Raw genomic sequence first — 17,615 nt, 5'->3', positions numbered from 1 at the left:
AATCCAATTTGAATATGAGCAAACAAAGCAAGCGTATAGAAGCCTTGGTATATCATGCAAAACCTACACCAGGAAAAATTAAAGTTGTACCCACTAAGAAGTATGCCACCCAACGCGACTTGTCACTAGCATATTCACCAGGTGTGGCTGAACCTTGCTTAGAAATAGAAAAGGACGTTAACAATGTCTATAAATACACCGCTAAAGGAAATTTAGTTGCTGTAATCTCTAATGGTACTGCGGTTTTAGGATTGGGAAACATTGGGCCAGAAGCTTCCAAACCTGTTATGGAAGGAAAAGGGTTACTCTTTAAAATATTTGCTGATATAGATGTGTTCGACATTGAGGTAAATACCGAAAATGTTGATGAATTCATTGAAACCGTAAAAAACATTGCTCCAACTTTTGGAGGTATTAATCTTGAAGATATTAAAGCTCCTGAAGCCTTTGAGATTGAACGTCGCCTTAAGGAAGAATTGGATATCCCTGTAATGCACGATGATCAACATGGAACTGCCATTATCTCTGCAGCAGCCTTGTTGAACGCTCTTGAACTTGCTGAAAAAAATATTGAAGATGTGAAAATTGTGGTGAGCGGAGCTGGTGCAGCCGCTATATCCTGTACGCGCTTATATCAATCATGTGGTGCTAAAGGGGAAAATATCGTGATGCTAGACAGTAAAGGCGTTATAAGAAAAGACAGAGAAAACTTAACATCACAAAAAGCTGAATTCGCAACAGACAGAAAAATAGATACTTTAGATGAAGCTATGAAAAATGCTGATGTGTTTATTGGTCTTTCTATGGCAGATATTGTAACTCCAGCAATGCTAAAGTCTATGGCAAAGAATCCCATTGTATTTGCTATGGCGAATCCAAATCCAGAGATAAGTTATCAGTTAGCCATAGATACAAGAGATGATATTATTATGGCCACTGGTCGCAGTGACCACCCTAATCAGGTAAATAATGTGCTTGGTTTTCCTTTTATTTTTAGAGGAGCTTTAGATGTTAGAGCTACTAAAATCAATGAAGCCATGAAAATGGCCGCGGTAAAAGCGTTGTCTAGACTAGCAAAAGAGTCTGTGCCAGAACAAGTTAACTTAGCCTATAATGAAACCCGGTTGACTTTTGGGCGAGATTATATTATCCCAAAACCATTCGACCCTAGATTAATTGCAGAGGTGCCTCCAGCAGTAGCTAAAGCAGCTATGGAAAGTGGAGTGGCAAAAGAGCCTATAGAGGATTGGAGTAAATATAAGGATGCCCTTTTAGAGCGCCTAGGTTCTGATAACAAGTTGGTTAGATTGTTGTTAAGTAGAGCACGTACCAATCCAAAACGTGTTGTTTTTGCTGAGGCAGATCAGTTAGATGTGCTTAAAGCGGCACAGATAGCACATGATGAAGGTATAGCCATTCCAATACTTTTAGGAAGAAAAGATACGATTTCGTCTTTAATGAAGGAGATAGAATTTGAGGCTGAAGTTGAAATTATTGACCCTAAATCTGATGAAGAGCTAGAACGAAAAAATAAATATGCAGAGGCCTATTGGATGCAGAAAAAACGTAAAGGTGTGACCAAGTATTCTGCTCAAAAGATAATGCGAGAGCGTAATTATTTTGCTGCTATGATGGTCAATGAAGGTGATGCAGATGCTTTAATTTCAGGATATTCTGCTAGTTATCCAAAGGTGTTAAAGCCTATGCTAGAACTGATTGGAAAAGCAAAGGGAGTCACAAGGGTGGCAACAACCAATATTATGATGACCCAGCGAGGACCAATGTTTTTAAGTGACACGGCAATAAACATTGATCCAAGTGCAGAAGATTTGGCGAAAATTGCTTACATGACCTCAAGAGTAGCAAAAATGTTGGGTATAGAGCCAATTATAGCAATGACCTCTTATTCTAATTTTGGATCTTCGGATAATCCAGATGCTAAAAAAGTGAGAGAAGCAGTTGATTATCTCCATAAAACATATCCAAACATGGTAGTTGATGGTGAGGTGCAAATGGATTTTGCCCTAAACTCTAAAATGCTTCAGGATATTTTTCCATTTTCCAGATTGGCAGGTCGAAAAGTAAACACACTTATTTTTCCAAATTTAGATTCGGCCAATATTACCTATAAACTATTAAAAGAGTTGAACAAAGCTGAGTCCATAGGGCCAATTATGATTGGTATGGGCAAACCAGTACATATACTGCAACTTGGTGCCAGTGTAGACGAAATTGTAAATATGGTGGCTATTGCTGTAGTTGATGCACAAGAGCGCGAAAAAAAGTTGCAAAGGGAAGCACATTCTTAGTCTAGGCCTTGCCCTAATAATGTAAATAATTTTATTACATTTGGGACTTTAACCTATGACACGGATTTATCAAGTTTTTATGGCAAAACAAAATTGTCATTTTATGCATTTTGGTAAGTTTTGATTAGTGTTGATCTAAGGAGATAGCTAAATTTATGATTACGCACTTAGAGGGCAAACTTGTTGAAAAAAATCCTACAGATGTTGTGATAGACTGCAATGGTGTAGGGTATTTTATTAATATATCACTTCATACCTTTTCTCAAATTCCAGATAGGGAACATTTAAGATTATATACTTATTTGCAGGTCAGGGAAGATTCACATAGTCTTTATGGGTTTTCGTCTAAAACCGAGCGAGAAATTTTCAAATTACTGATTTCTGTTAGTGGCATAGGCGCAAATACTGCGCGTACTATGTTATCATCTCTAACTCCAGACCAGGTAAAGGAAGGTATTGCTGGTGAGGATGTGGCATTAATACAGAGTGTAAAGGGTATAGGTGCAAAAACGGCACAGCGTGTTATTATTGACCTAAAGGACAAAGTGTTAAAAGTCTATGGTATTGATGAACTTTCTCTAATACCAAACAATACGAATAAAGATGAAGCGTTATCTGCTTTAGACGTTTTAGGATTTAATAAAAAACAGTCTGAAAAAGTAGTTGATAGAATTTTAAAGTCGCAACCAGACGCCCAAGTAGAGCAAATTATTAAAGATGCTCTTAAAAACTTATAATTCAATTGAATAAAACTAACTATACTCAATTAAAATCAATACGTTTTTGCCTTTCGTTAGTGCTTATGATGCTAATGAGTGCATTTGCCTTCGCTCAAGAAGAAGGTACTGAACAAGATTCTACCAAAACCACATTTGCATTAGGGAAACTTACGATGCCAAATCCCAGTAGTATTGAATCCAAATACACCTACGATCCTATTTTAGACCGATACATCTATACTGAGAAAATAGGCAGTTTCAATATTAATTACCCTTTGATTCTTACACCAGAGGAATTCCAGAGATTGGTACTTCAAGAAAGATTGAAAGAATACTATAAGCGAATGGCAGATGCTGCTGCTGGTCAAAAAGAAGGATCTGAAGAGGATCAAAAGAATTTATTGCCAGAGTTTTACGTTAATTCGGGATTGTTTGAAACCATTTTTGGTGGTAATACGATAAATATTGTTCCTAGCGGTTATGCAGAGGTAGACTTGGGTGTGTTGTTCTCAAAACAAGATAACCCGGCATTTTCACCGAGAAATAGAACTAATTTCACGTTTGATTTTGACCAGAGAATAGGAATAAGTTTACTAGGTAAAGTCGGTACACGTTTACAGGTAACCGCAAATTATGATACTGAAGCTACGTTTGACTTTCAGCAACTAGTAAAGTTAGAATATACTCCAACAGAAGATGATATTGTCCGCAAGATAGAAGTCGGTAACGTCAATATGCCTTTAAACAGTTCGTTGATAACTGGGGCGCAAAGCCTGTTTGGTGTTAAAACCGAACTTCAGTTTGGTAAAACACGAGTTACAGCTGTTTTTTCTGAGCAGCAATCTCAATCGAGATCAGTGACTGCTCAAGGAGGGGGAACATTAGAAGAGTTCGAATTTTTCGCTAGAGATTATGATGAGAACAGACACTATTTCTTGTCACATTATTTTAGGGATAATTACGATAATGCTTTATTGCAATACCCATTTATTGACAACCAAGGACTTCAGATTACAAGGGTAGAAGTTTGGGTAACCAATAGGAATAACCAAACAGATAATGTTAGAAATGTGGTTGCTTTTCAGGATTTAGGTGAATCGGAAGCTGAAAATATTGGGTTAGAGCCCTTGCCAGCGGGTTTTGTAAACAATCCTGGTGCTCTACCAGATAATGAGAACAATGATTTTGACCCAACCAATATTGGTGGTCCTGGTTCATTGTTAACAGAAGCAGTGAGAGACATAACAAATGTTGAAGCTGGAGTTCAAGTACCTGTTGACGAAGGGTTTGATTATGGAAAGCTTGAAGCTGCAAGAAAACTTCGAGAAGGTCAAGATTATGTTTTGAACTCAGAGTTAGGATACATCTCTTTAAATCAACGTTTGCTTAATGATGAGGTCTTAGCTGTTGCCTTTCAGTATACGCGTGGTGGCGAAGTATTTCAGGTGGGTGAATTTGCCAATGATGGTGTAGATGCTACGGAAGTAAGCGATGGCAATAATGGCAATCAAATAATTAATAACCAGAGTTTGGTTTTAAAAATGCTAAAGAGTGCTGTGACTTCTGTTGAGCAGCCAATCTGGGATTTAATGATGAAAAATATCTACGACACTGGTGCGTTTCAGTTAAGTCCAGAAGATTTTAGACTGAATATTTTTTATACAGAAGCGTCTCCTGTCAATTATATTAGACCTGTTGAAGGCACAACCTTTCCGCCTTTTGATAATAACACACCATTTACGGGAGATGATACGGAAATCAATGAAACCCCTTTACTTCGTATTTTTCATTTAGATCGACTCAATTTTAATAATGACCCACAAGAACGTGGTGATGGGTTCTTTGATTATGTACCAGGTTTAACGGTAATACCACAAAATGGTAAAATTGTTTTTACTAAGGCTGAGCCATTCGGTCGCTATTTATTTGATGTGTTAGATGATGATGGCAACCCAAATAACAACGATACAGACTACGAGCAAGATACTTACGCTAATGAGAATCAAGAAAAGTATGTTTACGATTTACTCTATAAATCCACAAAAACACAAGCTTTAGACGAAGCTGAGAAGAATAAATTCCAAATCAAAGGACGCTTTAAAAGTAGTGGTGGTGATGGAGGTATTCCTATTGGTGCATTTAATGTGCCAAGAGGCTCGGTAAGGGTTACAGCAGGCGGACGTTTACTTGTAGAAGGTATTGATTATACAGTAAATTACCAATTAGGACGTGTAGAGATTTTAGATGAAGCCTTAAAAGCATCTAACACACCAATTAACGTTTCTGTTGAAAATAATGCAGTGTTCGGACAGCAAACCAGACGTTTTACAGGTGTTAATGTAGAGCATCAATTTAACGAAAACTTTGTTCTTGGCGCAACAATTCTAAACCTTAACGAACGACCAATTACACAAAAGGCTAATTTTAATTCTGAACCCATTAACAACACTATATTTGGTTTCAATGGTAATTACTCTACTGAAGTACCATTTTTAACCAGAATGGTTAATAAGCTTCCAAATATAGATACGGATGTGCCATCTAACCTTTCTGTTAGAGGTGAGTTTGCTTATTTATTACCAGGTGCACCAAACGGAACAGATTTCAATGGTGAAGCCACAGCTTATATTGACGACTTTGAAGGGACACAAGGTTCTATCGATTTATTAAGCCCACTATCTTGGTTTTTGTCGAGTCGTCCTAAAGAATTACCAGGAACTATACCAGGAAATGACGACAATGGGATACAAAATGGTTATGGTAGAGCATTTTTAAACTGGTACACCATTGACCCTATTTTTTACAGTAACCAAAGACCAGGTGGTATCACAGATGATGATGTCTCTAATTTGTATACCAGACGTGTATTTATAGAAGAGATTTTCCCGGAAGTAGATATAGTACAAGGGCAAACATCGGTAATAAATACTTTAGATTTAGCATACTATCCTACAGAACGTGGGCCATATAATTTTGATCCTAATGCAACCGATGATACTTTGAACCCTAACCAAAGTTGGGCAGGTATTACAAGACAGATTACATCTACGGATTTTGAGCAAGCCAATGTAGAATATATAGAGTTTTGGGTACAAGATCCGTTTTTGGATAACCCAACAAGTTCTGGAGGAAAACTGTATGTGAACCTTGGAAATATTTCCGAAGATATCTTAAAAGATGGTAAGAAACAGTTTGAAAATGGACTTCCGGAAGACGGAAATATCGAATTTTTACAACCAGATCCACTACAACCAGAAGCACCTTATGTTGTACCTCAAAGTCAATCCTTAATATACACATTTGCGACAACTGGGCAAGAGCGTGCCAATCAAGATGTGGGTTATGATGGCTACGATGATGTAGAAGAAAGCCAAATGTTAACTGAAATTTATGGTGCCAATAATTTTGGTGAAGATCCTGCAAGAGATAACTATACCTATTACTTAAATACAGATGGAAATATTTTTGAGCGTTATAAGCAATATAATGGACAGGAAGGTAACACGCCAGATGTATTTACGGATACCAACAGAGGTTCTACAACACAACCAGACGTAGAGGATATTAATAGAGATAACACAATGAATACCATTGATAGTTATTTTCAATATGAAGTTGATATGAACCCAACGAATCTTAATATCAACAATCCACAAATTAATGATGTTAAGTTGAGAACTGTAACCTTGCCTAACGGAGACGAACGGGAAGTATCATGGTATCAATTTAGATTACCGATAAATGAACCTACCGATGCTATAGGAGGTATTACTGATATTAGATCTGTGCGTTTTGCACGTTTATACCTGAGAGAATTTCAAGAAAACACGGTCTTGCGATTTGCTACTTTAGATTTGGTAAGAAGTGATTGGAGACGTTATACTTTAGACTTAGATAACGACCCAACAAACAATAGTGCCGATGCAGAATTTAATGTTGCCATAGTTGGTGTACAAGAAAATGATGGTGATTATGTTATTCCACCTGGCGTAAGACGTGAAGAATTAAATAATAACAATAATATTATCAGGCAAAACGAGCAATCTTTAGTGCTCCAAGCCTGTGAACTAGAGCCAGAAGATTCTCGAGGTGTCTTTAAGAATATCAATGTAGATATGCGTCAGTATAAAAACTTGCGTATGTTTTTGCATGCTGAAGCACAAGAAGGGCAAACTCTAGACGAAGGAGAGATGATTGCTTTTATTAGAATGGGTAACGACTTTACTCAAAACTTCTATCAAATTGAAGTGCCGCTTTTACCAACGGATTTGGTTGATGGTAATCTACCAATTGAAGAACGTGTCTGGCCTTCTGTTAATGAAATAAATATTCCATTAGAAATCCTTCAGCAAATAAAATCCAAAGGTATCTTCGACCAATCCTTATCTAATGAAGATCCTACGTTTTATGATGTGGTCGATGGGCAATTAAACGAAACACCAGTTGCTGAATTTTCACCATTACCTACGGGTCAACAGCGTGTCGCTATAAAGGGTAACCCTAATTTTGGTGATGTAAGAGTGTTAATGGTTGGTGTTAAAAACTCAGGTAATACCGGAATGAATTCTTGTGGAGAGGTTTGGTTTAATGAGTTGCGCATGTCGGAGTTAGATAATGAAGGTGGTTGGGCAGCTGTAGTGAGTATGGATTCTAACATTGCTGACTTTGCAAATGTAAGTGCAACAGGACGACGCAGTACTATCGGATTTGGAGGTATCGAACAGTCACCTAATGAGCGAAGCCGAGAAGATGTAAAACAATATGATGTTGTAACTAATGTACAGTTAGGTCAGTTGTTGCCAAAAGAATGGGGTTTACAGATTCCATTTAACTATGCGCAAAGCGAAGAAATTATTACACCTCAGTATGATGAGTTTTATCGCGATATTGAATTGCAAACACAGTTGGATAATACAACCAACCAAGATTCCATTCTTAAGGTAAATGAGAATTACACCAAAAGAAAAAGTATCAACTTTATAGGTGTAAGAAAACAAAGAACTACTGATAAGGAAAAACGATTTTATGATGTTGAAAATTTAACGCTCAACTATTCATATAATAAAGTAGAACATCGCGATTTTGAGATTGAGAATTCATTAGATCAGAATGTCAGAGCAGGTGTCAACTACAATTATGCTTTTAATCCTCTTAGAATAGAACCTTTTAAAAAGAATGATTCATTGTTTACAGGTAAATACTGGAAGATCTTAAAAGACTTTAACCTCAATTTATTGCCATCAAGTTTTTCGGTCAATACAGATATTAATAGACAATTTAGCAAACAGAAATTTAGGGAAGTTGAGTTAGGTGGAGATAATATTGGTATAGAAGAATTGTTTAGAAGAAACTACACTTTCGATTTTCAATATGTCATTAACTACAATCTTACGGATGCATTAAGTTTAAACTTTACGGCTGCAAACAGTAATATTGTTCGTAATTACTTTATAGATGATCGCATCAACGGAAGACAAGACCCAGAGTTAAATGTTTGGGATGGCTTCTTCGATTTTGGAGATCCAAACTTTCAAACACAGCAGCTACAGGTTAATTATGAAGTGCCGCTTTATAAAATACCAGCTCTAAGTTTTTTACGTGCTACTTATGCCTATAATGGTACTTTTCAGTGGCAAAAAGGCTCGGATCTAAATGAGGGACTACTACTAGAAGATCCAGATAATCCCGGAACTTTTGATTCATTTAACTTGGGACATTCCATTCAGAATTCTAATACCCATAACATCAATTCTACGCTTAATATGGAGACCCTATATAAATCCATTGGCTTAGAGAGAAAAGGTAACCAGAGAAATAGAGGGAGAACAAGAACTGCCACTCCAAGAACACGTACAGCAACACCAGATCCTAATGCTAAGAATAATCAAGCAAATGATCCAAATAAATTAAGTGCTGGCAAAAAAGCATATAATACTTTGATAGATGTTGTAACTATGGTAAAACGTATTCAGTTTGGTTATACTGAAAACAATGGTACATTCTTACCAGGTTATTTACCAACACCTGGTTTTATAGGTACACTGCGACCAACTTGGGGTTACACATTTGGAAGCCAAAGAGATATTAGAAGTTTAGTAGCCAGAGAAGGTTGGCTAACTACATTCCCAGAATTTAATCAGCAATACACAGAAGTGACCAATAAAACATTAGATTATTCTGTAAATGTTGAACCGATGAGAGACTTAAAAATAGACTTAATTGGTAACAGAACCTATGCTGAGAACATAACTGAGAATTTTAGAGGGCTAGATAATGATAATGATGGCCTTAGTGATGAATATGAAGATTTAATTACCAACTCATTTGGTAACTTTAATATTTCAACCGCACTAATAAAAACCGCGTTTAGTACAAGTGATGAAAACCAATCCGCTGCTTTTGACGATTTTAGAGCCAACCGTCTAATTATTGCTAATCGTTTGGCTAGAGAATTTTATGGAACAAATACCTTCGCAACAGATGCAGAAGGTTATCCGTTAGGATTCGGTAAAAATAGTCAAGGCGTACTTTTACCAGCGTTCTTATCGGCTTACCAAGGTGCCAATCCAGAGAAAGTAAGTACCAGCGCATTTAGAGATGTACCAATTCCTAACTGGACATTGAAATATACTGGTTTAATGAAAATTCCATGGTTTAAGAAAACCTTTAGACGTTTTTCAATTCAGCATGGTTATCGTTCACGCTATACAATTAATCAGTTTAGAACCAATTTAGATTTTGTTGCTGGAGATAGAGGCGAAGCGTATGGTGACCAACCAGACGATGCATTAGATCAATCGGGTAATTTTAAAAATCAAACCTTATATAGTAATATTAACCTAGAAGAGCAATTCAGTCCTTTGATTCGTCTTGAGTTTGAGATGAAAAATTCCATCAAAGTTTTGGCAGAGGTTAAAACCGATAGATTATTGTCATTGAGTTTCGATAATAATTTAATGACAGAAATACAAGGCAAAGAATACACCCTAGGCTTGGGTTATCGTATAAAAGATTTAAGGATTCGCTCTGCGCTTGCTGGTGCAAAACAAATTGTAAAAAGTGACTTAAACATGCGTGCTGATATATCCGTAAGAGATAATAAAACCATCATAAGGTATTTGGATTTAGAGAACAATCAAGTTACGGCAGGTCAGACCATTTGGGGACTAAAGTACACGGCAGACTATGCCTTCAGCAAAAATTTAACGGCCATTTTCTATTTCGATTACACCTTTTCTGACTTTGCAATTTCTACATCATTTCCACAGACCTCATTACGATCAGGAATTACATTGCGTTATAACTTCGGAAATTAATTTTCCACGTTAATTTTGAAAACAAGAAATTAAAAAATTACATTTGTTTCATTAATATATTACAACACTAAAGAATGAACATACCATCAGAATTAAAGTACACCAAAGACCACGAATGGATTAAGATAGAAGGCGATATTGCAACCGTTGGCATTACTGATTTTGCGCAGGGAGAATTAGGGGACATCGTTTATGTAGAAGTAGATACCTTAGATGAAACGCTTGAGATTGAAGAGGTGTTTGGTACTGTTGAAGCTGTAAAGACGGTTTCAGATTTGTTCTTACCACTTTCTGGAGAGATTGTTGAGTTTAACGAAAGCTTAGAAGATGAGCCAGAGAAGGTAAATACAGACCCTTACGGAGATGGTTGGATGATTAAATTGAAATTCTCTGACGAATCCCAAATAGACAATCTCCTTTCAGCAGACGATTATAAAGCCATTATAAGTGGTTAAAAAATTGCTGTTGCCAGTAACGGTAATTTATACCGTAGCTCTGGTTATTGCGAGCTTAATCAACCTAAGCGGAGTGCCAAGTCTTGGGTCGTCTTTCGATGATAAAATTTATCATTTTTTCGCCTATTTTGGATTAGCGGTTTTATGGATATCCTATTTTAAACCCATCAAAAAAAAGTACACCTTAACAATTGTATTAATCGGTTTAATTTTATTTGGAATATTGTTAGAACTCATTCAGCATCAGCTCAACCCAAACAGAACATATGATAATTTTGATTTAATGGCAAACTGTTTAGGAGTTATCATTGGCACATTAATTGCAGCTAGATTAAATATAATTAAGTTAAAATAAACTGAAGTTTTGCTTTTTTAGCTATTATTTAGTTAAATTAGCAACACTATAAAAGAAAGTACTATGGAACCTAAAAAGAATCCAAAATCTGATGTAAGCCGTAACAGCTCTCTCTATTTTGCTGTTGGTCTTGCCTTAATGCTGGGTATCACCTACATGGCAATCAATTACAAAACGTATGATAAGAGCGATATTGTTGCAGATACGCTTAACTTAGATGATGATTTAGAAGAAGAAATACCAATCACAGAACAGATTATTACTCCACCACCTCCACCACCTCCACCACCTGCTGCTCCAGAAATTATTGAAGTTGTAGAGGATGAAGAAGAAGTAGAGGAAACAGTAATTGAATCTACCGAAACTGAAATGGATACAGAGATTGTTGAAGTAGAAGAGGTAGAGGTAGAAGAAGTAGAAGAAGATATTGAGGTACCTTTCCATGTTATTGAAAATGTGGCTGTATTTCCTGGGTGTGAAAACAAAAAAGGAAATGCCGCAAAGAAAGATTGCATGAATGAAAAGGTAAACAAGTTCATTAATAAGAAATTTAACACCGAATTAGCAAGTGATTTAGGTTTACCTCCAGGTAGAAAAAGAATCTTTGTACAGTTTAAGGTAGATAAAGCTGGTAATGTTACAAGTATTGTAGCACGTGGACCACACCCAGGTCTAGAAAAAGAAGCTAAACGTGTTATAGGTCAATTACCTAAAATGAAACCAGGTAAGCAAAGAGGAAAAGCAGTGGTAATGCCATTCTCTATTCCTATTGTGTTCCAAGTACAAGACTAAAAGAGAAATAACTTTTTTAAATATCAAAAATCCCGTTCAAAATTAATTGGACGGGATTTTCTTTTTGGTATGCTTATTGTGACTTTATCATAATATTAACATTTTAAATAATACGTATTATGAAAAATTCTAAAAAAATCTTCAATGGTGTTGGTCAGAACACTAAAGAAGTAAAGAAGTCACAAAAGCATGATGCAAATTTACAAAAAAACTCAACCCTATATTTTCAAATAGGGTTGATTCTTTGTCTATTGGGCACATATTCGCTTTTTGAAATGCAGTTTCAGGAAAAGAAAATTATTCCTGATACTGTAACAATTGACGAAGTTGCTACAATTGATGTAGCACCGAACTATCGGGTGGAAAAAGTAAAAGTAGAGAAACCAGAACCTAAAGTTGAACGCAGTAAGGTCTTGACTGAGAAGTTTAAGGAAGTTGAGAATAACACTCCAGAGATCGAAGCTAAGATCTTCACTCCAGACGCGCCAGATACAACAACTAAACCTGTTGATCCGGATAGTTTACCAGATGATGAACCCATAGAGGAAGAGATATTTGTCCCTTTTTCAAAAATTGAAAAAGTGCCAGTCCACCCAGGTTGCGAAAAAAAGAAAACCAATGAAGACAAGAGGCAATGTATGTCTGATAAGATAAACAAATTGGTAGGTAAAAAATTCAATACTGGTATTGCTGAAGAATATGGCATAACAGGATTTCAAAGAATTCACACTCAGTTCACCGTAGATAAAAACGGACATGTTACTGATGTGAAAATAAAAGGACCTCATCCTGAATTAGAAAAAGAAGCAAAACGTGTTATTGATAAAATACCACACATGAAACCAGGTTATCAAAGAGATCAGCCGGTAGGTGTTATTTATACATTACCAATTGTCTTTGATATAAAAAATTAAAGAAGTACACTTTAAAATAATTAAAACCGTTATCATTTTTGGTAACGGTTTTTGTTTTAGGGTTACTAAAAAAATTGAGTATCTTTCGACCAGTAAATTCTGTCTTTTCCATGAAGCGTATTTGGCTTGTAACTTTTTTATTCATTTCATTAATAGGTAATACTCAAACCCTTTCTACATACGAAAAACCACCTGTTTTTAGTGAATGTGACTCGTTAGCCTTAGAGCAATTAAAGCCTTGTTTTAATTACACCTTAAATAATTTCATATTTAAAAACTTTCAAGTGCCTCAAATTGTCACTGACGAAGAGTATAAAGGTGATGTGCAGGTGTTGTTCGAAGTTGATAAGAAAGGTGAGTTTAAAGTGGTATATGTAGATGCCATTTATGATGAATTAAAAGAAGAAACCAAACGTGTGTTTGGTGTATTGCCAAAAATTAAACCCGCCACTTACAATGGTAAGCCCACCTTTGTGCAGTACAGTTTAAGTATTTCTATTCCATTGACAGAGCCTGTTAAGGAAACCATAGAGTCAAACGATGAGCCAAAATCTGATGAAGCTAGCCTCAATACCACATTATCCAATGAGTTTGATGCCGTAAATGCAGAGTTAAAGCCTTACGAAAAATTAGAGTATAGTAGTCAGTTAAATATACCCTTTACACATTCATATTATGCGCGTTTTGATGATGAAATGAACGCCATTGGCACTAATAGCCACACTGCTGCAAAGCCATTTGTGTATAGTGATGTGGCACGATATTATGACATTAAAGCAGAAAAAGAAAGTCTAGCAAAAGAAACTGATTCTTGGTTGGGTAGAAAGTTGTACAATGAACACTTGGTAGAGGTACAAGGTAAAGACTATTGGTTTACGGTAGACCCTATTTTAGATTTACAAGTTGGTGCTGACTCTGAAGCTGATGATGGCACTTGGAATAATACCAGAGGTGTTTTTATACAGGCAGGTTTAGGAAAACGATTTAATTTATCTGCATCGGTTTATGAAAGTCAAGGACGTTTTGCGGATTATTTTAACCGCTATGCTGAAAGCCTGAGAGCTTTTGGTCCAGATCCTGCAATAATTCCTGGTCGTGGAATTGCCAAACGTTTTAAGGAAAATTCATACGATTATCCTGTTGTAGAAGCCTATTTATCTTATACACCAGCCGACATTTTAAATATCCAATTCGGACATGGGAAAAATTTTATTGGTGATGGTTATCGCTCTTTACTTCAAAGTGATGTTGCCAGCCCATATCCGTTTTTAAAATTGAATGCCAGTTTTTGGAAAATTAAATATACGAGTACTTGGATGTGGTTAAAAGATGTACGCCCAGAAGTGGTTGAGGATAAAGCGTTTTTAACCAAGTATATGGCAAACCATTATTTGAGTTGGAACGTATCTAAGCGTTTAAACATCGGATTGTTTGAATCTGTAATGTGGGCTGACGACAATGGTAGAGGATTTGATGTCAACTATTTAAATCCAATTATATTTTTTAGAGCCATTGAGTTTCAGACTGGTCAAGGAGCTGGTAATGCCATTTTGGGATTAAGCGGAAAATATAAATGGAATAACAAAGTAAATCTATATGGTCAGTTCATTATAGATGAATTCTCATTGAGTGATGTTACAGGTGGTAATAAAAGTTGGAAGAACAAATTCGGATTTCAATTAGGAGCAAAATACTTTAACGCATTTAAGGTGGATAACTTATTACTGCAAGCTGAGTACAACCAAGTACGTCCTTATACCTATTCTCATAATACCGAAATTTTGAATTACGGACATTTTAACCAGCCTATGGCACATCTTTGGGGAGCTAACTTCAGAGAGTTGGTGTTAATAGGAAGATATAATTACAAACGCTGGTTTGCAGATGCCAAAATAATCATAGGACAACGAGGCTTTGACTTTAATACAGAAGAAGACAGTTTTGCTTATGGAGGAGATATTTACACCAACGAAAATGATCGTGTTGGTGATACAGGTATAACCATTGGACAGGGAAATAAAACCAATAGCTTTATGTGGGAACAGCAAATGGGTTATTTGGTAAATCCTGAAACCAACTTAAAACTATTTGCCAATATTATTTTCAGGGATTTTAATCCTGGAGCTATTACAGCAACAACAATGGATTCAAATACACTTTGGTTTAGCATTGGTGTAAGAACAGACTTGTTTAATTGGTATAATGATTTTTAGGACTTGTCTTCTTTCAGGCTTTTATAAAAAGTCAATCGCATTTTCTCACTATTAATGTAACCAGTCCCATAACCTAAATCGTCATAAGTTTTAGTAATGCTTGAGTCTGTTTTAACTTCATCCTCGGTTTTGCCATTGTCAATTGCCTTTTGAACTTTGTCCCTTATAGTTTCAAGCATGGTCAAAAAATCCTTGTATTCTTCTTTATTGGATACTTTACCATGACCAGGAATAATTTTGGTGTCTTCATCAATGACCATTAATCCACGTTTTGCAGCTTCAATATAACCGTTTACACTTCCTCCAGAATCTAAATCGATATAAGGATATCGGCCATTAAAATAAGTGTCTCCCGTATGAAGTACATTACTTTCGGTAAAATATAAAATGGCATCACCATCTGTATGCGCATTTGCAACGTGAAATACAGCTATACTTTCATCATTAATAGTTATACTGAGTTTGTCATTAAAGGTAATAACAGGTAAAGCTTCCTCAGGTCTATAACTTCCATCACGTTGTTTATCCTGCAAACGCTTTTTTACATTGTCGTGCGCAATTATTGTGGCTCCAGCTTCAGCCATGTTTTCGTTTCCGCCTGTATGGTCGCCATGATGATGCGTATTTACCAAATATTTTAAAGGCTTGTCAGTTAAAGCTTTTATAGCAGTCAAAATCTTTTCAGACAAAGGAGCAAACTGATCATCAATAATAAAAACACCATCTTCACCAACCGAAACACCGATGTTGCCTCCAGCCCCTTCGAGCATATAGGTATGTTCAGAAAGTTGAGTTGTCTTTATTTCTACTTTATCAAAACGACCTTGAGCATATATTGAGGTTGAAAAAAGAAATAGAATAATCAATATGTATTGAGAAGATTTCATAATATGAATTTTATGTGCTTTAGTCTTATAAAAATAAGCATTATTGGGCTACTTTATAAACCAAAATTAAAACTAGGTCTTACGTTGGTTAAAATTAAATTTCAGAGTATCTTTGCACTCGCTAAGAATAGGACAAAACGCTAACGATTTGGCTAATACAAAATCTTCATTATCAAAAGCTTCTGTGGTTACTGATTTTAAGGAAATCACTAAAATGGGTTTGTCCATAAGTGTGGTGTTTTCTGCACTTGCAGGTTATCTTCTTAGTGCTGAAACTATAAATTATACAACCCTTATTCTATTAGCTTTAGGTGGCTATTTTATGGTTGGTGCATCTAATGCTTACAATCAAATTATTGAGCGCGACTTAGATGCGTTGATGGACCGAACAAAAAATAGACCTATACCTGCAGGTAGAATGTCTGTAAATACGGCATTCATTATAGCAACTTCGTTTACTGTCTTAGGTATTATCACCTTGTATATTATCAACCCTAAAACAGCAATGTGGGGAGCGATATCCATATTTTTATATACTAGTGTCTATACGCCTTTAAAAACCAAAACACCTTTAGCAGTATTTGTTGGAGCTCTACCAGGAGCGATTCCATTTATGTTAGGCTGGGTTGCAGCGCGAAATGGTTTTGGTATTGAAGCAGGAACGCTGTTCGCGATTCAGTTTTTTTGGCAGTTTCCACATTTTTGGGCCATAGGATGGTTTTTATATGAAGACTACGAAAAAGGAGGCTTTTTTATGCTGCCAACAGGTAAACCAGACAAAGGGACCGCTGTACAGATAATAGTTTATTGTATATGGACGGTTGTGGTATCTATTATTCCGGTATTAGGGTTCACAGGTGATTTAAAATTATCAATAGTAGGTGCAATACTGGTCTTTATGTTAGGAATGCTAATGTTGATATTTGCAATGCGATTGTTTCAACAGAGAACGGCAAAGGCGGCTAAGCAGCTAATGCTATCGAGTGTATTTTATATTACCATGCTTCAGATTATATATGTAGCGGATAAATTTTTGAGATAAATAATGGATTTAACAGAAGGAACACCAGAAGAAAAAAGAGTAAGATCTAAAAAGATGATGCTCTGGTTTGGTATAGGGTCGCTTATAATGTCATTTGCTGCATGGGCAAGTGCATTTTTGGTGAGTAAAAAGCAACGTTTAGATAAAGATTGGCTGACTAACTTTGATTTGCCAAGTGCATTTCTTATCAGTATAGCGGTTATTGTACTTAGTAGCTTCACGTTTATATTGGCCAAGAACGCCTTAAAGCATGGCAATAGACAAATGACCAGCGTTTGGTTAATGACAACATTTGTTCTTGGTTTGGTTTTTATTTTCAATCAATTTGAAGGCTTTAATCAGATAATTGAAGATGGTCACTATTTTACAGGGTCATCTAGTAATATTACGGTGACATATATTTATTTTATTGCAGCGGCTCATATTGCTCACGTTGTAGTAGGGCTTATATGTCTTTTAGTTGTAATTTATAATCATTTTAAACAGAAGTATAGTGCCAACAATATGTTAGGTTTAGAATTGGCAGGTAACTTTTGGCATTTTGTTGATATACTGTGGATTTGCCTGTTTTTGTTCCTTTACTTTTTTAAATAATTATAATATATTTTTTAAT

General features: G+C 35.9%; 11 protein-coding genes. 10 read left to right on the top strand and 1 reads right to left on the bottom strand.

The features are described from left to right. Positions 1–14 precede the first annotated feature (14 nt). From F1003_RS07790 to F1003_RS07755, 8 genes are all read left to right on the top strand, one after another. The gene (locus tag F1003_RS07790) at positions 15–2,309 is read left to right on the top strand and encodes an NADP-dependent malic enzyme (RefSeq protein WP_155088689.1); all 2,295 of its coding nucleotides are present in this window, start codon (positions 15–17) and stop codon (positions 2,307–2,309) included. Between the two features lie 155 nt (positions 2,310–2,464). Further along, positions 2,465–3,046: a Holliday junction branch migration protein RuvA gene (gene ruvA, locus F1003_RS07785; RefSeq protein WP_155088687.1), complete on the top strand. Its 582-nt coding sequence runs from the start codon at positions 2,465–2,467 to the stop codon at positions 3,044–3,046. Positions 3,047–3,051: 5 nt separating this feature from the next. Continuing rightward, a complete protein-coding gene (sov, locus tag F1003_RS07780; protein WP_155088685.1) occupies positions 3,052–10,344 on the top strand; it encodes a T9SS outer membrane translocon Sov/SprA in 7,293 nt (2,430 codons plus the stop codon). Between the two features lie 74 nt (positions 10,345–10,418). Further along, entirely contained in the window at positions 10,419–10,799 is a 381-nt protein-coding gene (gene gcvH / locus F1003_RS07775) for a glycine cleavage system protein GcvH (RefSeq protein ID WP_155088683.1), read from the top strand. Between the two features lie 10 nt (positions 10,800–10,809). Beyond that, positions 10,810–11,154 carry a VanZ family protein gene (locus F1003_RS07770; protein ID WP_162306932.1) on the top strand — a complete coding sequence of 115 codons (345 nt, stop codon included), beginning with the start codon at positions 10,810–10,812 and terminating at the stop codon, positions 11,152–11,154. A 63-nt stretch (positions 11,155–11,217) separates the two neighbouring features. Beyond that, the gene (locus tag F1003_RS07765; RefSeq protein WP_155088680.1) at positions 11,218–11,946 is read left to right on the top strand and encodes an energy transducer TonB; all 729 of its coding nucleotides are present in this window, start codon (positions 11,218–11,220) and stop codon (positions 11,944–11,946) included. Positions 11,947–12,065: 119 nt separating this feature from the next. After that, positions 12,066–12,860: an energy transducer TonB gene (locus F1003_RS07760; protein WP_155088679.1), complete on the top strand. Its 795-nt coding sequence runs from the start codon at positions 12,066–12,068 to the stop codon at positions 12,858–12,860. Positions 12,861–12,970: 110 nt separating this feature from the next. Then, on the top strand, positions 12,971–15,073 hold the full coding sequence (locus F1003_RS07755) for a gliding motility protein RemB (RefSeq protein ID WP_155088678.1): 2,103 nt from the start codon (positions 12,971–12,973) through the stop codon (positions 15,071–15,073). On the opposite strand, the gene F1003_RS07750 is transcribed toward F1003_RS07755, so the two are convergent. Continuing rightward, a complete protein-coding gene (locus tag F1003_RS07750; RefSeq protein ID WP_155088676.1) occupies positions 15,070–15,960 on the bottom strand; it encodes an MBL fold metallo-hydrolase in 891 nt (296 codons plus the stop codon). The two genes, F1003_RS07755 and F1003_RS07750, sit on opposite strands and share 4 nt — an antisense overlap. Before the next feature lie 148 nt (positions 15,961–16,108). Between F1003_RS07750 and cyoE the strand changes: the two genes are divergently transcribed. Both cyoE and F1003_RS07740 read left to right on the top strand, forming a co-directional pair. Beyond that, positions 16,109–17,002, top strand: a complete 894-nt coding sequence (gene cyoE, locus F1003_RS07745) for a heme o synthase (protein ID WP_155088674.1) — start codon at positions 16,109–16,111, stop codon at positions 17,000–17,002. A gap of 3 nt (positions 17,003–17,005) precedes the next feature. Beyond that, complete coding sequence (locus F1003_RS07740) at positions 17,006–17,596, top strand: cytochrome c oxidase subunit 3 (RefSeq protein ID WP_155088672.1); 591 nt, start codon at positions 17,006–17,008, stop codon at positions 17,594–17,596. Positions 17,597–17,615 lie beyond the last annotated feature (19 nt).

The organism is Winogradskyella ouciana (assembly GCF_009709615.1).
Classification (GTDB): Bacteria; Bacteroidota; Bacteroidia; order Flavobacteriales; family Flavobacteriaceae; genus Winogradskyella; species Winogradskyella ouciana.
This window is presented reverse-complemented; position numbering and strand designations above follow the sequence as displayed.